This is a genomic window from Acidobacteriota bacterium, assembly GCA_020853395.1.
GTDB lineage: Bacteria > Acidobacteriota > Vicinamibacteria > Vicinamibacterales > SCN-69-37 > JADYYY01.
Map to the genome: position 1 here is coordinate 138,008 of JADYYY010000003.1, position 26,534 is coordinate 164,541.

Here is a 26,534-nt window from a genome sequence, read left to right on the forward strand (position 1 = left end):
GGGCGTCAGAGCCCCGCGTCGCTCTTGAGGGCGGGCGCCTTGTCGGTGCGCTCCCAGGTGAACTCCGGCTCCGTCCGGCCGAAATGGCCGAACGCTGCGGTCTTCCGATAGATCGGGCGACGGAGATCGAGGCTCTCGATGATCCCGCGCGGTGTCATCTCGAAGTGCCGCCGGACGAGCTCGGTCAGCTTCTCGTCGGAGACCTTGCCGGTTCCCGACGTGTCGACCAGCACCGAGACCGGGTCGGCCACACCGATCGCGTAGGCCAACTGCACGAGCGCGCGGTCGGCCAGGCCGGCCGCCACGACGTTCTTCGCGATGTACCGCGCCATGTAGCAGGCCGAGCGATCGACCTTCGTCGGATCCTTCCCCGAGAAGGCGCCGCCGCCATGCGGCGCATAGCCGCCGTACGTGTCGACGATGATCTTGCGGCCCGTGACGCCGGCATCGCCGTGCGGGCCGCCGGTCACGAATCGGCCGGTCGGGTTGACGTAGATCTTCGTCTTGGCGTCCATCATGTCGCCGGGGATCACCTTGCGGACGACACACTCGGTGAGGTCTTTGCGGATGGTTTCCTGCGCGACGTCCGCGCTGTGCTGGGTCGAGAGCACGATGGCGTCGATCCGGATCGGCTTGTCGTCCTGATACTCGACGGTGACCTGGGACTTGCCATCCGGCCGGAGGTACTTCACGGCGCCGGCGCGACGAAGCGTCGACATCTCGCGCACGAGCTTGTGCGCGAGCATGATCGGCAGCGGCATCAGCTCGGGGGTCTCGCGGCACGCGTAGCCGAACATCAAGCCCTGGTCGCCCGCGCCGCCCGTGTCGACGCCCTGGCCGATGTCACGAGACTGCTCGTGGATGGCCGACAGCACCGCGCAGGTATCGGCGTCGTACCCGTACTTGCCGCGCGTGTACCCGACGTCTCGGATGACGTTGCGGACGACCGTCTGGTAGTCGATGGAACCGCTCGTCGTGATCTCCCCGGCCACGATCGCGAGCCCGGTCGTGACGAGCGTCTCGCACGCGACACGAGCGGCGGGATCCTGCGCGATGATCGCGTCGAGGATCCCGTCCGAGATCTGGTCGGCAATCTTGTCGGGATGTCCTTCGGTGACGGATTCTGACGTGAACAAATGTCGGCCACGCGCCATGAAAGTCGGTCTCCTTGCCGGCGGGCCTGAGCGGCGCCTACCGATCGGCTTACGGTACCAGAGCCCCCCGGGCGGGTCAATCAGCGGCGGGGATGGAACGCGTCGTAGACGTGCCGGAGCCGAGCCTCGAGCACGTGCGTGTAGATCTGGGTCGTCGAGAGGTCCGCGTGACCGAGCATCACTTGAATCGCGCGCAGGTCGGCGCCCCGCTCGAGCAAGTGCGTCGCGAAGGAATGACGCAGGACGTGCGGGCTGAGATGCGCGCGAATCTGCGCCTTGCGGCCGTAGCCTTTCAGCAGCCGCCAGAAGCCGCTGCGCGACAACGCGGTGCCGCGCTTCGCGTTCAGGAAGAGCCAGGGAGAGTCACGCCGGCTCGCGAGCGCCGGCCGCACGTCGCTGACGTACCGCCGCACCCAGGCGGCCGCAACGTCGCCGAGCGGAACGATCCGCGGTTTGCCGCCCTTGCCGACGACTTGCACGTATCCTTCGCTGGTGCGGACGTCCGCCATGCGGAGCGAGACGAGCTCCGAGACGCGAAGCCCTGTCGCGTAGAGCACCTCGATGAGCGTCCGATCCCGAACGCCGGCGGGAGTGGACGCGTCCGGCGCGGCGAGCAGGCGATCGACGTCCTCGAGCGACAGGAACCGTGGCAGCGCGGCAAACGTCCGCGGCGCGCGCAGATCGTCGGCCGGGTTCTCCGGAAGCGCGCCGACGACGCGCTGGAACCGGTAGAAGCCGCGGAGCGAGGCCACGAGCCGCGCCACGGATGCCGGGGCGAGCCCCTCGCCCATCGCGGCACGAACGAACGCCTCGAGATCCTGTCGCGACAGCGCACCGATCGTCAGCTCCCGGCTCGCCGCGTACGCGACCAACTTCGAGAGATCGCGGCGATAGGCGGCGAGCGTGTGACCGGCGACGCGACGCTCCACCTCGAGATGGCGAAGGTACGCGGCCACGGCCGCCGCCGACGTTCGGTCAGGACCCGGGGCGGGATTCGATGCCTTGGCCACGCGGGCTCATGATGACGCAGGAGCGCGCGCGGGTGAAGACGGCTCGCGGGATCGGGCCCGCGCCGCGACACGGTACGTTTACAGCCGGCTGCGCCCGGGGTTACGCTTGACGCTGGCGGCTCGGGCACCGCCGCTCACGGACAATCAGCTTGGCATACCACTCGAAGTGGCAGGACGTTCCCACCGAAGCGATCAACCCTGACACGCTCGGCATCGACAAGATGCCGGTGCTCGAGATCATCGACCTGATCAACAACGAGGACCGTCGGGTTGTCTCCGCCGTCCACAAGGAACGCGAGCGGATCGCCCACGGCGTCGAGATCGTCACGAACGCGCTCAAGAAAGGCGGACGGCTCTTTCTGGTGGGCGCCGGCACGAGCGGCCGGCTCGGCATCCTCGAAGCCGCGGAGATGCCGCTGAGCTTCGGGACGTCGCCGAAGCTGGTGCAGGCCATCATGGCGGGCGGGCAGGACGCCGTGTTCCGCAGCCGCAAGGGCGTGGACGACAACTTCGAGGAAGGGGCGCGCAGTGTCGGCCGGCTGCGCGTGAACAAGCGGGACGTGGTGATCGGTGTGTCGGCGAGCGGCCTGACGCAGTTCGTCCGCGGGGCGCTCACGGCCGCGCGCAACAAAGGAGCCCGGATCATCTTCGTGACTTGCTGGCCCGGCACCGAGCTGCAGAACTACGTGGATCTCATCATCGCGCCCGCCGTGGGCCCGGAGATCATCGCGGGATCGACCCGGCTCAAGGCCGGCACGGCGACAAAGATGGTGCTCAACATGCTGACGACGATCACGATGATCCGCGTCGGCAAGACGTACGGCAACCTGATGGTGGACGTGCTCACCGGTTCGGAGAAGCTCAAGGACCGCGCGCGCCGCATCGTGTCCATCGTCACCGGCATCGCGCCGGACGACGCCGGTTCCCTGCTCCGCAAGGCGAGGTGGAACGTCAAGGCCGCCATCGTGATGCAGAAGACCGGCGCCGGCTATGCCGAAGCGCTGCGCCGGCTGCGCGCCGCCGACGACTCGATGCGCACGGCGCTCGGCGAGGATCTCGAGCCCACGCTGCGGCGCCTGCTCGACACCGGCCACTGACGTGCGGTTCGCCGAGGCCGAGGGCCTGATCGCCGAGGCCATCGCCAGCCGAGCCTCTCCGGCGGTCACGCTCGAAGTCGGGCGGACCGAGGACGTCCTGTGGCAACACGCCGCCGGCTGCCTGACCTACGCGCCAGACGCGCCTCCCGCGAAGCTCACGACGCCGTTCGATCTCGCGTCGCTGACGAAAGTGATCGCGACGACGTCGCTCGTGATGCGCGCGGTCGCTCGCGGGACGCTGGCGATCGACACGCCGCTGTCTGCCCTGCTGGCCGAATGGCGCGCCGCCGATCGCCAAGCCGTGACGCTCCGTCACCTGCTCGATCACTCGAGCGGACTGCCGGGGCACGTACGGTTGTGGGAGCACACGCGCGGGCGCGACGGCTACACGCACGCCCTCGCGACGTTGCCGCTCGAACGGCCACCCGGGACCGCTGCCGTTTACTCGGATCCCGGCTTCATGCTCCTCGGCTTCGCCGTGGAGCGGCGTGACGGCCGTCCCCTCGACGCGCAAGCCGGGGACATCGCCGCCGTCTGTGGCGCCAGCTTCTCGTTCGGCGTGTCCGAAGACGTTCGAGCCCGCACGGCGCCGACCGAAGACGACCGCTGGCGCGGCCGCCTCCTTCAAGGCGAAGTCCACGACGAGAACGCGGCGGCGCTCGGCGGCGTTGCGGGGCATGCCGGCCTGTTCGGAACGGCAGCCGATGTGGGCGCGTTCGCGCGGCTCGTGCTCGAGACGTTCCGCCAGCCAACGCCGCTGGGATCGCCCCTCTTGATGCGCGAGTTCATCCGGCCGTCGGCCGTCCCCGGCAGTTCACGGGCGCTCGGGTGGGACACCATGCGGCCGACCTCGTCCTGCGGACGGCTGCTGTCCCCGTCGGCGATCGGCCATACGGGGTTCACGGGGACGTCGTTGTGGATCGATCCGGCGCGCGATCTCTACGTCGCGCTGCTCGCGAACCGCGTGCATCCCTCGCGGACGAACGAGGCGTGGCTCGCCTGGCGTCCCAGGATCCACGACGCGATCGCCGCCGCACTGGAGCGGCGAGATCGCTGATCAGCCGCGTCCACCGGCGCGGCCGCCGGACTGATCGGCGGGTCCGGGCGATGGTGCACCGAAGACTGGCGGCGGCGCCGTGCCGCGTGCCGGCGCCGCACCGCGCGGCCCTGGGGCATTCCCTCCGAATCCGCGTCCCCCGCGCAGAGGCGCGACCGGCGCCAGCTCGCCGCCGCGGCCTCCGCGGCCCGGTGCCGTGATCGCTGGACCCGCGCCCGCCCGCGCCCCAATCCGCTGCAATGCGACCTGATAGTCGAACGGGAACTGCGAGTGCGTGGTCTGTCCCTGGTAGACGATGATGGAGGTTGCGGTGCTCGTGCTGCGCACGCCGAAGATCCCGGAGAACCCGGAAACCGGCGCCACCGCCACTCCCTGGCCGGGTGCCGGCGTCTGACCTCGCGCGCCCGTCCCAGGCTGTCCGAGTCGGCCGGTCTGCCCCGGGGCCACGGCGAACCCCTGCGCGCTGCCGAGAGGCAAGAAGTCTTTGCCGGTGATCGGGTCCGTGTATTTCCGCCGAAGGTACCGCTGCTGGACGAGGACGTCGAGGTTGGGCGGAAGCGTCTGGTTCTTGACGAAGAACAACGCGATGGCGCGGGCGTAGGCTTCGCCGCGGAAGATCAGCTCCGCCTCCTTCTCGCGCGTCGTCTGATGCCGCCACGCGGGCAGAAGCGCGCCCATCCACACGGCCGTGACGGCGAGGCCGATGAGCAGGGCGACCATGATGTAGCCGCGCGCGTCTGAATGGCTGGTGGGTGCGGCCGCGCCGCCTTGACCGGTCCGCGTGCCCCTCGTACTATCCATGACGACTTCCATGATGTTCCGCCGCCGGTCCGAGTTCCGCACGTGGCGTTGCGCGGCGCTGCTGTTCGCGCTTCCCGCGTTCCTGTCGACGTCCTGCGACCGCGTGCCGCTCACGGCCCCGTCGGGGTCTGCGCTGACGCTGCTCGCGTCCGAGAACCTCGTCCCGGTCGACGGGTCGGCCGAGATCATCGCGATCGTCATCGAGGGCGCCCAGGGTGCGTCGACCGACGGCGGCGGAGGCGAGGTGATTGCCGGCATCGGCACGCCGGTCCATGACGGCACGCTCGTGATGTTTTCGACGACGCTGGGCCGCCTGGAGCCGAGCGAGGCCGAGACGCGCCGCGGCCGCGCGACCGTGAAGCTCTACGGCGACGGCCGCTCGGGAACGGCGAAGGTGACGGCGTTCTCCGGCGGCGCGATGAACACGCTCGAGATCGACATCGGCGCGGCCGGCGCCACTCGCCTCGCCATGACGGCCAACCCGCAGTCGCTGCCCTCCGGCGGCGGGTCCTCCGTCGTGTTCGCGCGCGTCGAGGATCAACAGGGCAACGGCGTCGCCGGCATCCCCGTGAGCTTCACGACCACGAGCGGATCGGTGGCACCGCCAACCGCCGTCACCGATGCCAGCGGATACGCGAGCACGACGCTGACCACGACGGCCGCGGCCACGGTCTCGGCGACGAGCGGCGGATCGGCGACGTCGCTCGCCGGCACCATCCAGATCACGATTCGCTAGCCGTGCGCCCATGACGCGGCCCCATCACCAGTCGGCATAGCGCGTGCCGTCGATCGCCGTGTCCTGGGATCCGCTCTTCACGTCATAGATCCCAGCCGCCGCCGACAGCGAGCCGGACTCGCGTTCGGCCGGCACCGTCCGCCACGTGTCCGTTTCGTTCGTGATCGGGTCTTTCGGCACCGTCCGCAGGTAGCGCTCCGTCACCAGGGCGTCCAAGGTCTCCGGGTACCTGCCCTTGTCGGCGTAGTACTGATCGATCGCATCGCGCATCAGATACAAGTCGCTCCGCAGCGCCGCTTCCTTCGCCTGCAGGATCGAGTTGCGGTACTGCGTCAGGGCCATCGCCGTGAGGATCAGGATGATCGACAGCACGACGAGCAGCTCGATGAGCGTCCAGCCAGCGTGGCCGGTCCACGGGCTGCGGCGCGTCTGGCGGAACCGGGCGAAAGGTATCGGCACGACGCGCTACCAGTCCCGATAGCGTGAACCGTCGAGCGCCGTGCCCTCGGCCTTCGAGTAGACGTCGAAGACGCACTGGCCGCTCCACGTCCTGGTTTCCGGCGGATCCGTGTAGGAACGGAAGCCCCAGTCCGTCCGGCCGGTGAGCGGATCGACCGGGATCCGCCGGAGGAACTTCACCTTGATGTCGGCGGCGGTGTTGGTCCGCTGCACGCCCTCGACGAGGACGTCGAGACTCGGCGGGTAGCTCTCGCATCCGAGCCGCAGGACGGTGGCCGAGAGGGCGCCGAGGTCGGCCATGTCCTTGAACCGATCGATCGCCGTTCGCATCTCGCGCAGGGTGCGGCGCAACTCCGCTTCCTTCTGGCGTCGAATCGACACCCTGGCGAGCGGCAGCGCCGCCGACGCCAGCACCATCAGCACTGCCGTCGCGATGATCAGCTCGATGAAGGTGAACCCCGGCGACGAGCGCCGAAACCACGTGCGCATGACTCGTCCTTCTGCCTTACTTGATCACCAGACGGGTTGCCGTGAACTCCACCGGGACGGCCTGGCCGCTCACCGACGTCGCCACGCCCGTGATGGTCATCTCCGAGGCGCCGGACGAGCCCGCCGTGAACGAGATGGCCGCGAGCACGCCGTCGTTCGTCGCGCCCGACTGCCCCGGTGGCCGTGCGATGGCGATGTCGATCCGCCCGTTGTCGATGCGCGGGACGAACGCCGGCGTGACGCCGCCCTGCGCCATGAACGATCCTGGTATGACGGCGGACGCGCGCACCGCCGTCGCGTCGAACATGATCGACAGCGCCACGGACGAGAGCGGCGGTGCACCCGAGATCGTGACCGCGATCATGTGGGGTCCGCTTCCGGAGAGCAAGGCGCCTTCAGCGGACGGCGGCGTGAGCGTGACTCGCGCGACGCCCGATGGCGCCGGGGCAGGATTGGCGCCGGCGTTCGGCAAGGCCTCGATCGCGACGACGCCGGGTGCGCGCGCCGCCGCAGCCTGCGGCGGCGGTTCGGCAGCGGCGGGCGCCGGCGGGCCGTTGCCGGGCTGTGCGGCGGGCGCCTGCGCGGTTGGTGACGGCGCGCCGGGGGCCGCCGGCTCCCCCGCGCCGATCGCGTCGAGCGAGATCAGCGGCGGCGTGCTCGTGCCGATGTTCTGGCCCGTGCCGACGTAGGCCGGCCGTAGATCGGCGGGCGTCAGCTCGTGCGACCGCACGATGTGCGGCGTGATGATCATGATGATGTCGGTCTGGTCGACCTGCTGGTCGCTGCTCCCGAAGAGCGCCCGCAGCAGCGGGATGCGCGCGATCCCGGGGAACGACTTCAGCGACTTCCGGTCGTCGTCGCGCAGCAGACCGGCGATGAGGTTCGATTCGCCGTCGCGCAGGCGCAGCGAGCCGGTCGCGCGCCGCCGGACAATCGTTGGAAACGACTGCCCCGCGACGATGATGAAGTTGCCGAGACCGCTCTTCTCGAGGAGGAGCGCGTCGAGCACGATCTCGTCCTGATACGTGACGCGCGGAGTGAACTGCAGGTTGATCCCGACTTCCTGGTAGGTGACCGACGTCACCGGCGTCGTCGCGACGCCGCCGGCTGCGGCGGCCTGGAAGCTCGTCTGAGGAATCGGGATGCTGTCGCCGAGGCTGAGCTGCATCGGCTCACCGGCGCGGCCCCGGCTCTGCGGTTTCGCCAGCACACGGGTCGTGGAGTTCGACTCGAGCAGGCGGACGAGCGCCGTCGGCGACGTGAGGTAGAAGTCGGCGGCGCTCGCGCCCCGGCTGATCGTGTTGAGGTTGAACGGCGGCGGCATCACCGGGAATGCGCCGGCGCTCGACGACGTGTTGGGTGGCGCGACTTCCGGCGAGAACGTGAATCCGAGCGCGTACTGACTCAGGTCGAGACCGAGCTGGCGGATGAAGCTGCGATCGACTTCGAGGATCTCCGCTTCGACCATCACCTCCGGCCGCGGGCGATCGTTGGCCCGGATGATCTGCTCGACGAGCTGCAGCACGGGCGCCGTGGCGCGTACGACGATCGTGCTGGCCGACGGGTTCACCGTGATCCGCGGCGCCACGCCCGTGGCGCCGGTCGCAATCTGCTGCTGGAGGATCGGCAGCAGATCCGTCTGCGGGTTCACGTTCGAGATGTAGAAGGTCTGGAGGTACTGATCCTCGAAGCGCTGCCGGTTCTGCTGCGTATCCTGGTAGACGAAGATGGTCTGGCTGTTGACGACCTTGAACGTCAGCCCGTTGGACTGCAGTACCTGGGCGAGCACCTCCTCGAGGGAGATCTGACGGACGTCGATCGTGTACGGACGCGAGACCAGCGCCTCGAAGCCGGGCGCCTGATCGTAGGTGACGTTGACGCCGGTCAGATCCGCCACGACCTTCAGCAGGTCGCGTACGGAGATGTTCGCGAACCGCAGCTCCGCGATGGGCGCGCGCGGATCCAGCCGTGGAATCGGCGAGCCCTGCGCGGCCTGCTGCCGAAGCGTCTCGATGCGCGGCTGCGGGCGCGCCGACTCGCTCAGATCGCGCAGGCGGCGCTCGAGCTCCACGGCTTTCGTGCCGGCCACCGTGCTGGCCGGATCGAGATCCGCCGCGAGCCGATACTCGGCCAGCGCGCCGGCGATCTGATCCTGCCGCTCGAGATCTCGCGCGCGCCTCACGTGCTCGACGGCCGCGAGCCGCGTGGTCCGCTCGAGCTGGATGCGCAGATCCACGCGCCCCGGCTCGGCGGCGAGCGCCTGCCGGTAGTAGGCAACCGCCGCGTCGAGGTCGCCCCGGCGGACGGCGCGCTCGGCGTTGCGCATCGCACCGCCCGTCGCACACGCCGCGACGAGCACGGCGGCCAACGTGGTGACGAGCGCCGTTCCTCTTCCTCGTCCTGCTCGCTTGTTCACGGGACACGTTCCTCGGGCTGAGTCATATCCGGGCTATCCGCCCCCCAGCGAAATGGTGCGCCGGCCGGTGCCGTCGATGTACGACAGTGTGACCGACCGCGAACCGACGCTCACGATACGGTATCGGCCATCGAGCACGTCGCCCTCGAAGGCCCGAAAGGATGCGCCCGTATCCGGATCGCGCAGCGTGACCATCGTGCGGCCGCCGCCGGGCAACACGAGCATGCCGGTCAGCACGAGCCGAATCGGCGGTGGCCCGGCGGGCTCGGCCGGAAGGCGCGTCGCAGGCGCGGCCGGCGGGGGCAGGACGGCGTCGACGCGCGGCGGAGGCGGCGTTGGCCGCAATCCGAACGCGAAGGGATTTCGCCCGACGTCGACCCGTTCCGGCGCCGATTCCAGCTCGGTCAGTTTCAACGGCGCCGGAAGCGCATCCGCGCGCGCATCCGCGCGAGTGCGGGAAGCAACAGCAGGAACCGCGACCGCACCCGCGGGTTTTGACGCGACGGCCGGCGAGCTGGTCGGCACGTCGGTCGAGGGCCACCTCCACCACAAGACGGCGCCGAGCAGCAGCACCGTGAGCGCGAGCGCGCCGATCTGCCGGCGCCGTTCCGGACCTGGCGGTGGCAGCAGCTTCATGAGCCTGGTGTCGTCGGGAAGTAGGTGGAGACGATCAGCGACACTTCGAGACGACCGGCCGCCCCCGGCTGTTCGCTCTGGTCCGCGAGCTCGACGCGCTCGACGATGATGAACTCCTCGGCGTTCTCGACGTCGTACAGGAACCGACGGATGCTCGGATACGTGCCCTCGAGCGTGATGCGCGCCGAGGTGCGCGACAGCGCCGTGTCGCGCACCTCGTTCCATTCGAAGTGCGATCCCTTGAACTGGAGCCCCGCCTGGCGTGCGGCCTGCGCAAGCCAGAGATTGGTCGTGGTCTCGGCCGCCTGGAAGCTCGACGGCAGCACCTTCGTGTAGAACGTGCGCAGCTCTTCGTCCGCGCGGAGCCTGCTGGCCTTCGCTTGGGCGGCCTGATGATCCAGCCGACGGGCGTCGGCGAGCGCGCGCATCGCCTCGATCGACCGCGCTTCCGTCGCAGCGATCGCGGAGCGAAGCGGCAGCACGGCCGCCACCAGCACGGCGACGTTCACGAGCAGCCCGAGTGCGAGCGGCACCAGCACCCGTTTGCGTTCCTGCACGATGCGCGCCCAGAGCGTCACCGGCCGCTCCCCTGCGCGGCCGACTCGCCCCGAGGCCCGCGCGCTGGGTCGTACGCCGCTGCGACCGTAGCGCCCATCGTGCCGTCGTCGTTCGCGCGCTGGTCGATGGCCGCGACCTCGCGAAACGAGCCGGTCTCCCGCAGCGCGTCGACGAAGGCACCGAGATCGGCGAGATCACGCGCGACCACCGTCATCGTCACGCGGAACACGCCCTGTTCGACGCGCGGTGAGACCTCGACGAGCCGGACATCGACCGGCAGGGTGCGCTCGAGCAGCCCGAAGAACGCCGTCCACGAGAACGTCCGTTGATCGATGAGATCGTTGGCCAGGCTGGTGGCGGCGGCGAGGGTCGACAACACCGCGCGATCCGCATCGCGTTCGGCGGGAATCGCCGTCTCTCTGATCCGCGCCGCCGAGGTGAGATCCCGATCGACGAGCTGCTGCACGCGCTGCCGCTCGCCGGCGAGCCGCACCAGCTCGGTGGCGTTGAACGCCGTCAGCGCGAGGACCACCACCGCGACGAGCCCGATCGCCAGCGTCACGGCGCGCTCGTTGTAGAACGGCCGGGTCGAAAGGTTGCCGCGCAGCATGCGATCAGGCCGCCTTCCGGTCGCGGAGCAGCATGCCCGCCGGGGCGGCCAGCGCATCGAGCACGTCGGACGACACGGCGCCATGGTCCGGCAGGGCGATGGCGGGACGGACGTCGACGATCTGGGCGTCCACGCCGAGCCGCCGGCTGATCTCGTCGCGCACCTCGGGGCGAAGGCCGTCGCCCGCCACCCAGACGCGCGCGAACCGGCCCCCGCCGAGCCGGTCTTCGTGGTACATCGCCGTCTGGTGCACGAGCGCGCCGAGCGGCTCGTCCTCGACGGCGGTGCGATGACGGTAGAACATCAGCTCGCCGCCCCTGAGGATCGCGAGCGTGGTCGCCTCCGTCGATGCATGGACGAGCAGCGAGTCGGTTCCGGCGGATCCCGACGACGCGATCGCCGCGTTCATGACGTTGAAGCTCGCGAGATCGACGGTCCCGGCATGGATGCCGAGGCTCGAAGTCACGGCTTCGTACTCCATGATGACGTCGCGCCGCGCCACGACGGCTGCGATCGTCGTCGCCTCCACTCCACGGCTCGCCGTGAAGCAAGTCACCTGCGCCTGATCGAGCGGGAACGGCGTGGTCTTGCGGAGCTGCCAGCGGACGATTCGATCGAGATCCGACGCGCGAGCCGGAATCGTCGCCAGCGGAAGCAGCGACACGCGCGCCACGCTGTCGGGCACGATCAAGGCGGCGCGCTTCGTGCCGCCGAGACCGCCGCGCTGCAGGGCGCGGCCGACGGCCGTCGCGACGACGTCGCGTCCAGGAAGGTTCGGTCCGGTCAGCGCCGGCGTGACGACGCCTTCGGGCAGCGCTTCGATCGCCAGGCCACGGATGGCGAGCGTGCCGCCGGACTCGGCGACCGAGGCGACCGTCACGCGGCGGCTCGCGATCTCGATCGCGACCGGTGGCGGCGGAGCGGCCAGCCAGGAAGTCTTCACCGGAGCGGTCATTCGACGAACGTCACTTTGTTGATCTCGCGCAGAGTCGTCACGCCGTCGAACACTCGACGGACCGCGCACTCCCGGAGGAACGTCATACCCTCCTCGCGGGCGGCTCGCTTGATTTCGGAGGTCGGGCGGCGGTCGAGAATCATGTCACGGATGCGATCCGTCAGATCCATCAGCTCACAGATCGCCGTTCGTCCGCGGAAGCCGGTGCCACCGCACTCGATGCAGCCGGTGCCTTCGTAGAACGTCTGCGCCCGCGCCACGGGGGGATCGATGGCCGACTCGGCGAGCAGCTCCGGCGAGACGTCGACCGGCTGACGGCAATGGCTGCAGATGCGGCGGACCAGCCGCTGCGCGAGCACGCAGTTGAGCGCCGACACGAATTGATACGCCTCGACGCCCATGTTCAGGAAGCGGCCGAGGACGTCGATCACGTTGTTGGCGTGCACGGTCGTGAAGACCAGATGGCCCGTCAGCGCCGACTGGATCGCGATCTGCGCCGTCTCGGGATCGCGGATCTCGCCGACCATGATCTTGTCGGGATCGTGCCGCAGAATCGATCGCAGCCCCCGCGCGAACGTCAGGCCCTTCTTCTCGTTGATCGGAATCTGCGTGATGCCTCGAAGCTGGTACTCGACCGGATCCTCGATGGTGATGATCTTGTCTTCGACCGTCTTGATCTCCGACAGGGCCGCATACAGGGTGGTCGTCTTGCCGCTGCCGGTCGGGCCCGTGACGAGCACCATCCCGTAGGGTTCGCGGATGTACTTGCGGAACCGGCGGATCTCCTCGGACGGGAAGCCCAGGATGTCGAGGCGCAGCTCGCTGAACTGCTCGCTCATCGACTCCTTGTCGAGGATCCGGATCACGGCGTCCTCGCCGTGCACGCTCGGCATGATCGACACGCGAAAGTCGATCGTCTTTCCCTTGACGCGCAGCTTGAACCGGCCGTCCTGCGGGACCCGCTTCTCGGCGATGTCGAGCTCGGCCATTACCTTGATGCGCGAGATGATGGTCGAATGGTGGCGCTTGTCGATCGACTTCGCCGCCGGTTGCAGCACGCCGTCGATGCGGTACTTGACGACGACGGCCTCGTCCTGCGTTTCGATGTGGATGTCGGATGCGCGGCGCTGCAGCGCCGTGAAGATCAGCGAGTCCACCAGCCGGATGACCGGACTGGCGTCGGACGTGAGCCGTTCGACCGTCAGGTTGTCCTGGCCGTCCTCGTCGCCCCGCAGAATCTGGATCTGGAAGCCTTCGGTGGCCTCCTCCAGCACCCGCTGCGAGCTCTCGCTCTTCTTGAGGATGGCCTGGATCGCCGATGGCGTGCCGACGCAGACCCGGATCGCCACGCCGAGCTGGACGCCGACCTCGTCGATGGTCTGGAGATCGCGCGGATCGGAGACGACGATCCGCAGCGTCCGGCCGTCGCGCCGGTACGGCACGAAGCCGTAGCGCAGCATGAGATCCGCCGGGATGCTCCGAAAGAGCGCGTGATCGATGTGGAACTGATCGAGGTCCACGAACTCCAGCTCGTACCGCTCTGCCAGCCGCCGGGCGGTGACTTCTTCGGCGACCGGGTCGGGTGCAGGCGCCGGCGGCGAGGCGATCGGCTCGGGAAGCGCAGTCGGATCGGCCATGGTCAGGTGGTCAGCGAGGACAGCCGGAAGAGCGGCATGTAGAGCGACAGCAGCAGGCCGGCAATCACCGCACCCATGACGATGAGCAGGACCGGCTGGATCAGATTGGAGAAGCGGGTCAGGCTCGTCTGGTTCTCCTCATCGTAGAAGTCCGCGACGCTGTTCAGCATCTCGGCCATCGACCCGGTCGACTCGCCCACTTCCACCATCTCGACCGCGACGTCCGGGAACACGCCACGATCGCTCAGCGCGGCCGACAACCCGCGCCCCTCCCGCACTTCGCGCGCGACGAGATCGAGGTGCTCCGCGATCGAGAGGTTCCCGGTGGCCGAGGCGGCGATGTCGATGGCCTGGACGAGCGGGATGCCGCCCGAGAGCAGCGTGGCGAGCGTGCGCGCGAGCTGCGCCGTCGCGAACCGTCGCGCGAGCGGACCGAAGTACGGGATCCGCAACAACGCGGCGTGCAGGCGCCGCCGCTGCGCCGGCTGACGCAGCACGACGACGGCGGCAGCGACGAAGGCCGCGACCGCGATCGCGATGAGCCCTCCGCTCGCGACCACGTTCATGGACAACGCGACGACGATCCGCGTGGACAACGGGAGATCGGCGTTGGCGTATTGCGCGTAGAACGCGGCGAATTCCGGGACGACCTTGAAGACGATCAGCCCGACCACGGCGATCGAGAGCAGGACGAGGATGACCGGGTAGATCAGCGCGGACACGACTTGCGACCGCGCCGCGTTCAACACCTTCGCGTGCTGGACGTAGCGCCGCAGCACCTGCTCCAGGCTGCCGCTCTTCTCGCCCGCCATGAGCGAGGCGGTGTAGACGCCCGGGAACAACTGCTGCACTTCGAATGCGTCCGACAGCGACGTGCCCGATCGCACGCGCTCGTGTACGTCGTCGAGCGCGGCGCGCAGCGTGGCGTTGGGCACGCGCTTGCGCAGGATGTCCATGGATTGCACGAGCGGCAGGCCCGCCTTCAGCAGCGTCGCCAGTTCCTGGTTGAACACCAGAAAGTCGGCAGTCGGAACCTTGCGGCGCTTGGGCAGCGGCAGGTTGAACCGTGCAGGCAAGGCAGCCCGTGCGGCGGAACGGGCGGAGAGGAGAAACAGACCGCGTTCCTCGAGGTCGACCCTCAGCCGTGCTTCGCTCTCCGCCACGTACGTGGCTTCGGTGATCTGGCCGGTGGCCGTCGCCACTCTGCAGCGGAACTCCACGCGAAGAATGCGCCTCCCGTGCCCGCCGGGCTGGCTGCGGGTCGTTCAAGGATACCAGCCCCGGCTCAGGTCCTTTAGACCATCGGAGCGACCGGTTGGCCGCCGTCTCCTTCGTGAAAGGACGGTTCTCGGAGCGGTTTACTTGGGCTCGACGAAAAAGTGGTAGACGCGGATGCCGAGCTCGCGCGTGTCGCGTCCGCCGGACGGCAGCTTGGCGGGCACGAACGCCTTGTCGATGTCGAGGCGGAAATCCACCATGTCGGCAGTGCCGAGCTGTGCGGCGGCCACCGGCACCCGGACGATCGCCGGAGAGGTCGCGGCGGCGGGAAACGTCTGCACGGTCTGATCGTCCACCTTGAGCGCGACCTGTTGCGGCGCCTCGGGGAAGAGGTCCGGACGGGCGTCGTACTCGATGTACACCGTCACGTCGGTCTTCGGATTGCGGGCCGACACGACCGCCGACTTCTGCGACCACTTCCAGGACAGCGCCGGGTTGTCCTGCGCGTACTCGTCAGGATGCCAGCCGTTCTTGAAGATGAGGAACACGTTCTCCGACTGGTTCTGGAATTGAAGCGTCGCCACCTTGTACGAGCGGGCGGACGACTCGTTGTCGGCGGCGTTCGGGCCCATCAGCGGGAGCCGCTCGTCGTCCTTGTACAACCCGATCTCGACGGTCGCGTCGCCGACATACGCCACGAGCGGGACGAAGCGGGTGCGCGTGTACTCGATCTTCTGCCCGGGCTTCCACTGGGACGTGGGGATCGGCGGATCGTGATCGTCCTGCCAGAGCGGCTGGCCGTCCGGGTTCTTCACCTGGACGAAGACGCGATAGTCGCCCGGAATGGAGCCGTTCGGTGCGACGTCGAACCGGTACGTCAGGTCGATCGGACTGCCGAGCGGCAGCCGCGTGCGATTCGCGGTGAGCGAGACCGTGGCGACCGGAGGGGCTGGCGTACCGCGTGAGCAGGCCGCCGCGAGCGCGGCGACGATCACGAGGAGCGCCGCTGCAGGCGTCGTGCGCGTCATCACGGCCCTGCATCCTACTGTATTGCTGCATGCGCTTCAATATGCTAGCCTTGCGGCGCTTTTCGACACGATCTCCGCATGACAGCAGACGCCCTCGGCATGGTGGAAACGCGCGGCCTCATCGGTGCCATCGAAGCCGCCGATGCGATGGTCAAGACCGCCAACGTCACGCTCGTCGCCAAGGAGTACATCGGCGCCGGCCTGGTCACGGTGCTCGCGCGCGGTGACGTCGGCGCGATCAAGGCCGCGACCGATGCGGGTGCCGCGGCCGCGCGGCGCGTCGGCGAGCTGGTGTCCGTGCACGTCATTCCCCGGCCACATGCCGAGGTCGAACGCGTGCTGCCTCGCGCGGGCCAGAAGGCCTGAGGCACGCCGGTGGCCGCGGCCAATCCCGCTCCCGCTCAGCGACCGGTGAGCGATCGCGATCTGTCATCCGTCCAGGAGGCGCGGCGCCTGGCGGAGCGTGCCAAACACGCTGCACCCGTCCTCGCCGAATTCACCCAGGATCAGATCGACAGGCTGGTCGACCGTCTTGCACAAGCGGCGATGGCCCGCGTCGAAGAGCTCGCGAAGCTCGCCGTCGAAGAGACCGGCTACGGCGTGGTCGCCGACAAGGTCCAGAAGAACCTGTTCGCTGCGGACCACGTGTATCGCTTCATTCGGCCGATGCGCACGGTCGGCGTGATCCATCGCGACGAGACCCGCAAGGTGGTCGAGATCGCCGAGCCGTTCGGCGTGGTCGCCGCCATCGTCCCTTCGACCAACCCGACGTCCACGGCGATCTACAAGATCCTGATTGCGATCAAGGCGCGGTGCCCGATCGTCATCAGCCCGCATCCATCGGCGGCCAAGTCGATCACGCGCGCCGCCGAGGTCATGGCCGACGCCGGTGTCGAGGCCGGCCTTCCCGACGGCGCAATCAGTTGGATGCAGACGGTGACGCCCGAAGGTACCCAGGAGCTCATGCGGCACCGGGCCGTCTCGGTCATCTTGGCGACCGGCGGGATGGGGCTCGTGCGGGCTGCGTACAGCGCGGGCAAGCCGGCGTACGGCGTGGGGCCCGGCAACGCGCCGTGCTACATCGAGCGGACGGCGGATCTCGCCAAGGCCGCCGCCGACGTCGTCGCCGGCAAGTGCTTCGACAACGGCGTGCTGTGCTCGTCACCGAACTCGGTCGTCGTCGATCGCGACGTGGCCGACACCGTGAAGCGCGAGCTCGTGCGCCAGGGCGCGCATTTTCTGTCGCCCGCCGAGGCCGCCGCGCTGGCGGCCGTGCTCGTCACGCCGCAACGGCTGCCGAATCCCGCGCTCGTCGGCAAGTCCGCGCTCGCGATCGCCTCGACCGTCGGGATCGCGGTGCCGCCGGCGACCCGCGTGCTCATCGCCGAGTTGGACGGGGTCGGCCGCGACTACCCGCTCTCGATCGAGAAGCTCTGCCCGGTGCTCTCGTACTACGTCGTCGCCGACTGGCGCGAGGGCTGTGAGCGCTGCAAGCAGATCCTGCGGTACGGCGGCATGGGCCACACGATGTCGATCCACTCGCGCGACGAGCAGGTCATTCTCGAGTTCGGTTTGAAGAAGCCGGCGTTTCGCATCGTCGTGAACACGCCGACGACCCATGGATCGATCGGCCTGACGACCGGTCTCGACCCGGCGATGACCCTCGGGTGCGGCGGTTACGGCGGGAACATCACGTCCGACAACATCTCGCCGCGCCACCTGCTCAACATCAAGCGGCTGGCGTACGAGGTTCGCCCGATCAACGCGCCCTCGACCGGCCGGCGGCTCGAGCCAGTTCCCTCGCCGGCTCTGCCCAAGACGCCAAGCCGGGTCACCACGCACGAAGTGGACGTCGCCTCGATGCAGCGCCACGTCAACGCGTTCCTCCAGGCGCCGGCGGCGCCGCCCGCGCCAGCGACAGCAGCGGACGTGGCCGCTCAACCGGTCGCCGCCTTCGTGTGCGAGGACGATGTGCGCGAGGCGCTGAAGAGCGGCCGCAAGATCGTGATCGGCGATCGCACGATCATCACGCCGTCGGCGCGCGATCTCGGCGAGGCGCGCCGGGTCTTCGTCGCGGCCGAGTGGCCGAAATCGTAATCCACGGACCCGGAATGGCAAGCCGAGCAGGACGTCGCAGCCCGCAAAACTCGCCGTTCGCCTGATTGACCGGCCGGCACGGCCGATGCTAGGGTATCGTCGGTGCGAGACCTTCCTGTGAGCACGCGACCCTAGACGCATGCCGCGCATCACCCGACTGCCAGTCGTGTTCGTCACAGGCTTGCTCGTCGGGTGCGGTGCGCATGCGCGGCCGAACGTCACGCCCGCGGTCGCGCCCACGAGCTTCAAGGTCACGCCCTCCGCTGCCAGCTTCGGCGGTCCGGAGCTGCCGATCGTTCCCGATCCCACGGCCGTCACGCTGACGCGCGTCGAATCCGAGGTCGGCGCCGGTGAGCGCGAGCTTCGCGCAGGCCGGCTGACGGCGGCCCGCGGCCATTTCGACGCCGCGGTCGACGTGCTGCTGGCGCTGCCCGACGGCGCGCGCAGCGAGCCCCGGCTCGCGGCGGCCTTCGATCGACTGCTCGATCGGATCAGCGCGCTCGACCTGATCGCCGTTCGCGAGGGCGACGGCCTCACCGAAACCCGATCTGAACCGGCGGCAATCGACGAGCTGCTCGGGGCGGCGATGTTCGAACGGCCCACGCCGGCCGCCACGACCGCCGAAACCGTGCGGAGCGAACTGCAGCGCGCGTCGTTCGACCTCGAGATCGAGCCGAACGACAAGGTGCTGTCGTACGTCGAGTTGTTCCAGGGGCGGCTGCACGACTTCATGGAGGCCGGGCTCGAACGGAGCCTCACCTATCTGCCGATGATTCGGGACGTCTTCAAGGCCGAAGGCGTGCCCGCGGATCTGGCCTACGTGCCGCTCATCGAGAGCGCGTTCAAGCCGACGGCGCTCTCTCGAGCGAGCGCACGCGGCATGTGGCAGTTCATGCCGGGCACGGCCCGCGAACACGGGCTCGACCAGAGCTGGTTCATCGACGAGCGCGCCGACCCGGAGAAGGCCACGCGCGCCGCGGCCAAGTACCTCAAATCGCTCGCCACCATGTTCGACGGCGACTGGAACCTCGCGCTCGCCAGCTACAACGCCGGGCCAGGCCGCCTGCAGACCGCAATCAAGCGCGCGCGGACGGCCGATTTCTGGGCGCTGTCGGCCTCGACGCGATACCTGCCGCGCGAGACGCGCGAGTACGTCCCGATGATCATGGCCGCGACCGTCATCGCCAGGAACCCTGGGCTCTACGGCTTCACCGTCGGCGCCGGGGATCCGCTCGCCTACGAACGCGTGACGGTGCCGAACGCGCTCGACCTGAAGATCATCGCGGAGTGGATCGGCGTGTCGGTCGATCAGCTCCGCGCGTTGAACACCGAGCTGCGCCGCACGACGACGCCGATGGGCGACCACGAGCTGAAAGTGCCGCTCGGCACGGCCGTCACGCTGCGCCAGAAGCTCGTGACCGCCGATCCCTCGCTCTTCGTCAAGTTCAACTTCCACACCGTCCGGCGAGGCGAGACGCTCACCGCGATCGCCCGCAAGTACAAGATTCCCGTGCCGGAGCTGCGCGCCGCCAACGACCTCGGCTCGCGAGCGCGGGTCCGCGCCAACCAGAGCCTGATGATTCCGCAGCGCTCCGCGAGCCCGCTCGCGACCACCTCATCGGCTACGGCCGTCGCCCGCGCGACAACGTCGTCGGCGAGAACCGCACAGACCGCCTCGGGCTCGGCAGCCGGTCGCCAGACAACCTACCGCGTGCAGCGCGGCGACACGCTGTTCGGGATCGCCCGCCGGTTCGAGACGACCGTCGCCGCGCTGAAGCAGTTGAACGGCATGCGCGGCAACCAGATCAACGTCGGCGATCGGCTGACGCTGCGGTAACGGCACGGCGGTCCGCGGCCGTCGAGGCCGGCCCTAATCCTGGAGCATGAACGAGAAGACGGCGTCGCCGGCGGCGACGAGCACCTGCTGCCGGCCGTCGATGAGGTACGTCTGCGGCGCGTTCGTCACGGCGCCGATGCGCGATCGCCACAGCACCGCGCCGCTCTTCGCGTCGTAGGCGACGATGTTCCCGCTGATGTCGCCGGCGAACACGAGGCCGCCCGCCGTGCTGAGCACGCCGTTGCCCCCGCCGGTTCCAAAGCCAGGATACTCGTGCCGCCAGGCCGTCTTGCCGGTCTTGTAGTCGATCGCCGCCAGGTAATTGCTGTTCGTGGCGAGCGGCGTCTGCGCCGCTCCGCCGAGGCCCATGGCCCCTCGCGGATCGGTCTCGGTCAGGTAGAACATCGCGTAGGTCGCTGCGACGGGCACGTAGAACAGTTCCGTCTGGGGACTGAAGCTCGGCGGTTGCCAATTGACCGCGCCCGCGGTCGTCATCGACACGAGCGAACCGCCAACGGACGGGTCCTTCTTCGGGTTCGGGATCGGTTGGCCTCTGTCGTTCAAGCCCGTGCTCCAGTTGATCACGTCGGCATAGGTGCTGGTCAGCAGGTGGTCGCCCGTCACGCGATCGAGGACGAAGAAGTAGCCGTTGCGCGCGGCCGTCATGATGAGCTTCCGCGTCCGGCCGTTGAGCTCACCGTCGTAGAGGATGGGCGTCTGCGCCGAGTCCCAGTCGTGCGTGTCGCGCGGCGCGGTCTGATACGCCCAGGCCATCTTGCCGGTCTCGACGTTCAAGGCGATGAGCGAACCCGTGTACAGATGGTCGCCGGGTCCGCGCGGACCAGTCACGTAGGCCGGCGTGGGATTGCCCGTGCCGAAGTAGTAGAGCCCGAGCTCGGGATCGTAGGAGCCCGGCATCCACGGCTGCGCGCCGCCGTGCCGCGCCGCGTCGAGCGATGCCCAACTGTCCGCGCCCGGATCGCCGGGATTCTGCGGCGTCGTGTAGAACTTCCATTGGAGCTTCCCGTCCACCGGATCGAACGACTGGAGGAACCCCGGCGAGTCGAGGTCGTTGCCCGTTCCAGCGATCACGTGGTTGCCGACGATGACGGGCGCGGTCGTCGAGAAGTACTGGTGCTCGAACGGGGCGATGACCGTGTGCCATCGTTCCCGGCCGGTGCGCGCGTCCAGGCTGACGAGGTAGTTGTCAGGCGTCTCGAAGAACAGCCAATCCCCGTAGATGCCGACGCCGCGGTTGGCGATGTGCGTGCCACCGCGCGTCTTCCAGACGTAATGCCACAGCGTGCGTCCGTCGCGCGCGTCGACCGCCCACACATGGTCGGGCGCCGTGACGTACAGAACGTCGTTGACCATGAGGACCGACCCTTTGATCGTCGCGTTCCCGGCCGTCAGCCCCGCATCAGGCCCCTCGCCCCCGATGATCGTCGGCACGCCGCCGCCGCGCCCGCCTCCGCCGGCGGCGGTCGACACGCGCGCCATCCAGTTGAGCGTGAGGTGCTTCACGTTGCCCGTCGTGATCTGCGTGAGCCCGCTGAAACGCTTGCCCGTGTAGTCGCCCGAGTACGTGGGCCACGTGTCGGCGAGCGGTTTGAGCAGCTCCGCGTGATCGAGCCACAGCGCCTGGCTGCCGACGGCGAGCGGCAGCGCCAAGAGCAGGAGCACGCACAGGGAGCGGAGATTCGGCGTCATTTGAGGCTCACCAGATAGGCGGTGATGTCGTGGATCTCGTCGTCCGAGTACTGCGGCAACAGCTCGCGGTGGGGCTTCAACGGATCGTGGATCTCGATCGACGGTGTCCTGTCGCGGCGCGTGAACGACTTCGACGTGCCATCGGGCAACTGGAGCGCCACCGTGAAGTCGTCGATGCGCACGAGCGGCCCTTCGAACCGCTGGCCGGACGGGAGCGTCACCGTGACGGTGACGGGCTTCGTCGTGCCGCCACGCCCGCCCGCCGTCGTCGGCATGAGCCAGGCGTCCTGCATCTGCCGAGGCTCGGGGTATCGGCTGGCGATGCCCTCGAGATCGCCCGTCGCCGAATGACAGGCGCTGCAGCGCGCCCGGAACGCGACGGCCCCGGCCTTGGCATCGCCGACGATGATGCTGACCGGCGTCACGCGGGAGATGTCGTAGCCGCCGACACGGAAGCTGTGCAGGTACTCGGCGATGTCCGTGATCTGCTGTGGCGTGAGCGCGATGGGCGGCATGGTCGTGCCGGGCCGGCCGTTCCGGATGACCTCGCCGATGAGCTCGCCCTTCTGATCGCTCAGCACGAGCTGAGAGCGAAGCAGATTGGGACCGCCGCCGTCGCCCCCGCGGGCGTCGGGGCCATGGCAGAAGGCGCAGTTGACGCTGTAGACGGCCTTGCCGCGTTCGACGGCCGAGGCATCGACGTCCCGCTGCGGGTAGTCCAGCCGTGGTGTGGGTGCCGCACGGCCGCCGCCCTGCACCCCCGCAGCTCCGGCGCCTCTTCCCCGGCCGCCAGCGGCAGGCGCCGGCGCAGGGCCACCCTGTGCGTGCCCGAGCACGCCAGCGAGCACGCCCGCCACGATCGTCGCCTGCACTCGTCTGACTCGCGTTCGGACGTTCACGACGCACCTCGTGCTTCGACAGCGTTGAGTAGACCGGAAGTATACCTGCGCGGCCCTGCGCGCCGTTCGGTACGCGATTCCTGCAACGGCTCCTCGGCCTGAAAGGTGGCAATCGATGCGAAGCCCTCACGGAAGCGCCGTGAAACGCGCGGCAAGCCTGGTCGGCATCTTGCCTCCGTCCCGTTCGTGCTCGCTCGGGTCGCTACGGCCGCCGTGGTTGGCGTCCGCGCCGTGCCGGTGTCGGTCGAGGTGGATGTGTCACCCGGACTGCCCGGCCTGACCGTGGTCGGCTTGCCCGATGCGACCGTACGCGAAAGCCGCGACCGCGTCCGATCGGCGATCCGCAACTCCGGTTTCCCGTTTCCGTTCCAGCGGATCACGGTCAGCCTCGCGCCTGCCGACCTGCGGAAGGTCGGGGCTGCATTCGATCTGCCGATCGCGCTGGGCATTCTGGCCGGCGGCGGCGTGCTCCCGACGCGTGACGCGCCCGAGTACCTCGTCGTCGGCGGGCTGTCGCTCGACGGCGGCGTCCCGGCCATGCGCGGCCTGCTGCCCATCGCGGTGACCGCGCGCGACGAGAACGTGCCGCTCATGTTTCCGCGGCTCAACAGCGCCGAGGCCGCGATTGCGCTGCCGGCGTCGCTCTGTCCGGTCGAGTCGCTCGCCGAGGCCGTGCGTGTGCTCACGTCCGATTACCGGCCGCCCTGTCCGGCAATCCCGGCGTGCAGCGGCGAAGCGGCCCCACTCGAGGACCTCGCCGACGTCCACGGGCAGTTGAGGGGCAGGCGTGCCCTCGAGATCGCCGCGGCGGGCGGCCATCACCTTCTGCTCTGCGGTCCGCCCGGCGCCGGCAAGACCATGCTCGCGCGGCGGCTGCCAGGGATTCTGCCTCCGCTCGCCCTCGATGAAGCTCTCACGGTCACGGCCATTCACTCGGTCGCCGGCCTGCTCGCCGAAGGGAGCGGGCTCATTCGCAGCCGTCCGTTCCGGGCGCCGCACCACACGTGCTCCGACGTGGCCCTCATCGGCGGCGGTGCCGCCCCGCGGCCGGGCGAACTGAGCCTGGCGCACGGCGGCGTGCTGTTCCTCGACGAGCTCCCGGAATTCTCGAGGCGGGTGCTCGAGACGCTGCGCCAACCGCTCGAGTCTGCCGCCGTGCACATCGCGCGCGCCAGCCGGTCGGTCGTGTTCCCGGCCGACGTCATGCTCGTCGGCGCGATGAACCCGTGTCCATGCGGTTATCTGGACAGCGAGCAGCGCGCCTGCCGATGTCCGCCTGCCGTCGTGGATCGCTATCGCCGCCGGCTGTCCGGGCCGCTGCGCGATCGCTTCGATCTCGCGATCGAGGTGCCGGCCGTGCCGTGGCGAGATCTGCAGGGTCAGCAGCCGAACGAGCCCACGGCCGCCGTCCGCGAGCGCGTCGTCCTGTGCAGAAACCGGCAGATCGCCCGGCAGCGGTGTGTAAATTCGCGTCTGCAGGGTGCGGCGCTTCGCGAGGCGTGCCGGCTGGAACGGAACGCGGCGGCCGAGGCGATCCTCGGCCGCGGCGCGGCGAAATTTCGCATGAGTGCGCGCGGCGTCACGCGCGTGCTGCGCGTGGCGCGCACGATCGCCGACCTGGCGGCTCGATCCGAGATCTCGCCCGCCGACGTGGCAGAAGCCTTGCAGTTCCGCCTGCCCGACTCGATGGCCTAGTGGCGAACTCCATAGGAGTTGCCGCCCTACCTATGCTAGTGTTTCCAGGTTTTGTGAGGTTTCGACCGGCTGCTCTTTGGGAGAGGATCTGACGGGCCCATGCGATCGCCTCGTTACACAATTCTGATCGCGAACCGAAATTCGGGGGCGGTGCGGCGGCTGACCGTGACGCGGCGCGTGCTGGCGCTGTCGGCGATTGGGCTGATGGCGGTGCCGCTGCTGATTGGGCTGGGCGCCAGCAGCAGCGATCCGGCGGAGCTGGACGCGTTGCGCCAGGCCGTGCAGAACCTGCGCGTCGAGAACGAGAGCTACCGCGAGGCGACCGGCGAGTTGGCCGAGCAGATTTCGTCGCTCCAGTCCGCCTTGACCCAGCTCGGCAACCAGGCCGAGCTCGATCCGGCGGCCCGTCATGCGCTGTCGAAGCTTCCGGCCGTGATTCGATCGCGGGCCGCCGGCGGCGGCACCGCCCCGACGCCCGTCCCTGAAGTGTCGACGGCATCGGCATCACCCGAAGGCACGTTCGACGTGCTCAAGGGCCTGCTCGGCGCCATCGAGAATCGTCTGGCGTCGGTCAAGAGCAAGGTGGAGAGCCAGCAGGCGCTCGCGCGCGCGACGCCGTCGATCTGGCCGCTCGCCGGGTGGTTGTCGTCGACCTACGGCGACCGGAAGGACCCGTTCGACGGCGGGGCGGATTTCCACGCCGGCCTCGACATCGCGGCGGACCGCGGCACGCCCGTGCACGCCACCGCGGATGGCACCGTGGGATCCGCAGGCTACAGCGGCAACTACGGGAACGCCGTGCTGGTGGATCACGGGTACGGCATCTCGACGCGCTTTGGTCACCTGTCGAGAGTGGCGGTGCATCCCGGCCAGCAAGTTCACCGCGGCGACGTCGTCGGCTACGTCGGCGCGACCGGCCGGGCGACGAGCCCGCACCTGCACTACGAGATCCTCCTCAACGGCCGGCCAGTCAACCCGCTCCGCCTGCTCGCGCGTCCGTAGTCCGGCCGTCGCACGGCGCCGTTCGCCGCGCCTTTCCGCTTTTCCCTTTTCCCTTTACCCTTCCTTTCTCCTTTGCCCTCCCCTTTGCCCTTTGCCCTCTGCCCTTTGCCCTTGGTCGTGCCTGTGCCGTAGAATCGTTGGAATCTCCTGACGCCGGCGCCGCGTCCGTGTCCTCTGGTCGCCCTCCGGCATCAGGGGCATCCTCCGAATGATCAACACGCTACTTGCCAAAGTCATCGGCACGCAGAACGAACGGGAACTCAAGCGCCTGCGGCCGGCCGTGGCGCGCATCAACGAGCTCGAATCGTCCGTCCGCGATCTGAACGACGCCGATCTGCGCGGCAGGACCACGGCATTGCGCGAGCGCGTCTCGCGTGGCGAGCCGCTCGACGACGTGTTGCCGGAGGCCTTTGCGGTGGTGCGCGAGGCAGGCTGGCGCGTGTTGAACATGCGTCATTTCGACGTGCAGCTCATCGGCGGCATGGTGCTGCACGGCGGCAAGATCGCCGAGATGAAGACCGGTGAGGGCAAGACGCTCGTCGCGACGCTGCCGGCCTTTCTCAACGCCCTCGAAGGCAAGGGCGTGCACGTCGTCACGGTCAACGACTACCTGGCGCGGCGCGACTCCGAATGGATGGGGCGCATCTACCGATTCCTCGGCATGACGGTCGGGGTCATCCAGCACGACCTCAACGACGCAGAGCGTCAGGTCGCCTACGGCGCCGACGTGACCTACGGCACGAACAACGAGTTCGGCTTCGACTACCTGCGCGACAACATGAAGTTCGAGCTCGCGCAGTTCGTCCAGCGCGGCCATCGCTTCGCCATCGTGGACGAGGTCGACAGCATCCTGATCGACGAGGCGCGCACGCCGCTCATCATCTCGGGGCCGGCCGAGGAGTCCACGGACCTCTACTACGAGGTCGATCGCATCATCCCGAAGCTGACGCCCGGCGCCGTGACGCAAGGCAACGTCAAGGCGGAGGATCGCGAGCGGCTCGAGGGCACCGGCGACTATCTCGTCGACGAGAAGCACAAGACGGTGCAGCTCACCGAGGGCGGGATGGCGAAGGCCGAGAAGCTCGTGGCGCATCGCCTGGCGCCCGGCTCTGGCGGGCTCTACGACCCGGTGAACATGCCGCTGCTGCATCACATCCAGCAGGGGCTGCGCGCCCACACGCTGTTCCGCCGCGACATCGAGTACATGGTCAAGGACGGGCAGGTCGTGATCGTCGACGAGTTCACGGGCCGGCTGATGCCTGGGCGCCGCTGGAGCGACGGCCTGCACCAGGCCGTCGAGGCCAAGGAGAAGGTCAAGATCGAGCGCGAGAACCAGACGCTCGCGACCATCACGTTCCAGAACTACTTCCGCAAGTACGACAAGCTCTCCGGGATGACCGGCACGGCCGAAACCGAGGCCGAGGAGTTCGCGA

General features: G+C 69.0%; 23 protein-coding genes and 1 pseudogene. 9 read left to right on the forward strand and 15 right to left on the reverse strand.

Going from position 1 to position 26,534, the window contains the following annotated elements; genetic code table 11:
• Positions 1-5: 5 nt before the first annotated feature.
• Entirely contained in the window at positions 6-1,154 is a 1,149-nt protein-coding gene (locus IT184_03415; protein ID MCC7007841.1) for a methionine adenosyltransferase, read from the reverse strand.
• 80 nt (positions 1,155-1,234) lie between these two features.
• Positions 1,235-2,164 carry a site-specific tyrosine recombinase XerD gene (gene xerD, locus IT184_03420; GenBank protein MCC7007842.1) on the reverse strand — a complete coding sequence of 310 codons (930 nt, stop codon included), beginning with the start codon at positions 2,162-2,164 and terminating at the stop codon, positions 1,235-1,237.
• A gap of 149 nt (positions 2,165-2,313) precedes the next feature.
• On the opposite strand from xerD, the gene murQ reads away from it, so the two are divergent.
• The gene (gene murQ / locus IT184_03425; protein MCC7007843.1) at positions 2,314-3,261 is read left to right on the forward strand and encodes an N-acetylmuramic acid 6-phosphate etherase; all 948 of its coding nucleotides are present in this window, start codon (positions 2,314-2,316) and stop codon (positions 3,259-3,261) included.
• A gap of 1 nt (position 3,262) precedes the next feature.
• Positions 3,263-4,318 (forward strand): beta-lactamase family protein, encoded by a 1,056-nt coding sequence (locus IT184_03430; protein MCC7007844.1) that lies wholly within the window; start codon positions 3,263-3,265, stop codon positions 4,316-4,318.
• On the opposite strand, the gene IT184_03435 is transcribed toward IT184_03430, so the two are convergent.
• The gene (locus IT184_03435; GenBank protein MCC7007845.1) at positions 4,319-5,119 is read right to left on the reverse strand and encodes a hypothetical protein; all 801 of its coding nucleotides are present in this window, start codon (positions 5,117-5,119) and stop codon (positions 4,319-4,321) included.
• On the opposite strand from IT184_03435, the gene IT184_03440 reads away from it, so the two are divergent.
• Positions 5,118-5,855 (forward strand): Ig-like domain-containing protein, encoded by a 738-nt coding sequence (locus tag IT184_03440; GenBank protein ID MCC7007846.1) that lies wholly within the window; start codon positions 5,118-5,120, stop codon positions 5,853-5,855. The genes IT184_03435 and IT184_03440 overlap by 2 nt on opposite strands.
• Before the next feature lie 24 nt (positions 5,856-5,879).
• Here IT184_03440 and IT184_03445 read toward each other — a convergent pair.
• From IT184_03445 to IT184_03490, 10 genes and pseudogenes are all read right to left on the reverse strand, one after another.
• Positions 5,880-6,254: pseudogene (locus IT184_03445) on the reverse strand (type II secretion system protein GspG).
• Positions 6,255-6,320: 66 nt separating this feature from the next.
• A complete protein-coding gene (locus tag IT184_03450; GenBank protein ID MCC7007847.1) occupies positions 6,321-6,803 on the reverse strand; it encodes a type II secretion system protein in 483 nt (160 codons plus the stop codon).
• A gap of 16 nt (positions 6,804-6,819) precedes the next feature.
• Positions 6,820-9,219, reverse strand: coding sequence for a hypothetical protein (locus IT184_03455; protein ID MCC7007848.1), 2,400 nt, complete (start codon positions 9,217-9,219; stop codon positions 6,820-6,822).
• A 33-nt stretch (positions 9,220-9,252) separates the two neighbouring features.
• Positions 9,253-9,855, reverse strand: coding sequence for a hypothetical protein (locus IT184_03460; protein MCC7007849.1), 603 nt, complete (start codon positions 9,853-9,855; stop codon positions 9,253-9,255).
• Positions 9,852-10,433 carry a type 4a pilus biogenesis protein PilO gene (pilO, locus tag IT184_03465; protein ID MCC7007850.1) on the reverse strand — a complete coding sequence of 194 codons (582 nt, stop codon included), beginning with the start codon at positions 10,431-10,433 and terminating at the stop codon, positions 9,852-9,854. Before pilO ends, IT184_03460 begins: the two co-directional genes overlap by 4 nt.
• On the reverse strand, positions 10,430-11,023 hold the full coding sequence (locus tag IT184_03470) for a hypothetical protein (GenBank protein ID MCC7007851.1): 594 nt from the start codon (positions 11,021-11,023) through the stop codon (positions 10,430-10,432). The genes pilO and IT184_03470 overlap by 4 nt, the downstream gene beginning before the upstream one ends.
• A 4-nt stretch (positions 11,024-11,027) precedes the next feature.
• Complete coding sequence (gene pilM, locus IT184_03475) at positions 11,028-11,966, reverse strand: pilus assembly protein PilM (protein ID MCC7007852.1); 939 nt, start codon at positions 11,964-11,966, stop codon at positions 11,028-11,030.
• An 8-nt stretch (positions 11,967-11,974) separates the two neighbouring features.
• Entirely contained in the window at positions 11,975-13,615 is a 1,641-nt protein-coding gene (locus tag IT184_03480; GenBank protein MCC7007853.1) for a type II/IV secretion system protein, read from the reverse strand.
• 2 nt (positions 13,616-13,617) lie between these two features.
• Positions 13,618-14,835, reverse strand: a complete 1,218-nt coding sequence (locus IT184_03485) for a type II secretion system F family protein (GenBank protein ID MCC7007854.1) — start codon at positions 14,833-14,835, stop codon at positions 13,618-13,620.
• A 138-nt stretch (positions 14,836-14,973) separates the two neighbouring features.
• Complete coding sequence (locus IT184_03490; GenBank protein MCC7007855.1) at positions 14,974-15,861, reverse strand: hypothetical protein; 888 nt, start codon at positions 15,859-15,861, stop codon at positions 14,974-14,976.
• 78 nt (positions 15,862-15,939) lie between these two features.
• On the opposite strand from IT184_03490, the gene IT184_03495 reads away from it, so the two are divergent.
• The 3 genes from IT184_03495 (at position 15,940) to IT184_03505 (ending at position 19,795) form a co-directional block, all read left to right on the forward strand.
• Entirely contained in the window at positions 15,940-16,227 is a 288-nt protein-coding gene (locus IT184_03495; protein MCC7007856.1) for a BMC domain-containing protein, read from the forward strand.
• A gap of 45 nt (positions 16,228-16,272) precedes the next feature.
• Positions 16,273-17,958 (forward strand): aldehyde dehydrogenase family protein, encoded by a 1,686-nt coding sequence (locus tag IT184_03500; GenBank protein MCC7007857.1) that lies wholly within the window; start codon positions 16,273-16,275, stop codon positions 17,956-17,958.
• A gap of 166 nt (positions 17,959-18,124) precedes the next feature.
• Positions 18,125-19,795: a transglycosylase SLT domain-containing protein gene (locus IT184_03505; GenBank protein ID MCC7007858.1), complete on the forward strand. Its 1,671-nt coding sequence runs from the start codon at positions 18,125-18,127 to the stop codon at positions 19,793-19,795.
• 33 nt (positions 19,796-19,828) lie between these two features.
• Here IT184_03505 and IT184_03510 read toward each other — a convergent pair whose 3' ends face one another.
• Positions 19,829-21,505 (reverse strand): acido-empty-quinoprotein group A, encoded by a 1,677-nt coding sequence (locus tag IT184_03510; GenBank protein ID MCC7007859.1) that lies wholly within the window; start codon positions 21,503-21,505, stop codon positions 19,829-19,831.
• Positions 21,502-22,404, reverse strand: a complete 903-nt coding sequence (locus IT184_03515; protein MCC7007860.1) for a c-type cytochrome — start codon at positions 22,402-22,404, stop codon at positions 21,502-21,504. Before IT184_03515 ends, IT184_03510 begins: the two co-directional genes overlap by 4 nt.
• Positions 22,405-22,590: 186 nt before the next feature.
• On the opposite strand from IT184_03515, the gene IT184_03520 reads away from it, so the two are divergent.
• The 3 genes from IT184_03520 to IT184_03530 form a co-directional block, all read left to right on the forward strand.
• Positions 22,591-24,099: a YifB family Mg chelatase-like AAA ATPase gene (locus tag IT184_03520; GenBank protein MCC7007861.1), complete on the forward strand. Its 1,509-nt coding sequence runs from the start codon at positions 22,591-22,593 to the stop codon at positions 24,097-24,099.
• A gap of 150 nt (positions 24,100-24,249) precedes the next feature.
• Complete coding sequence (locus tag IT184_03525) at positions 24,250-25,101, forward strand: M23 family metallopeptidase (GenBank protein MCC7007862.1); 852 nt, start codon at positions 24,250-24,252, stop codon at positions 25,099-25,101.
• A 208-nt stretch (positions 25,102-25,309) separates the two neighbouring features.
• On the forward strand, positions 25,310-26,534 hold a 1,225-nt coding region (locus tag IT184_03530; GenBank protein MCC7007863.1), incomplete at its 3' end, for a preprotein translocase subunit SecA.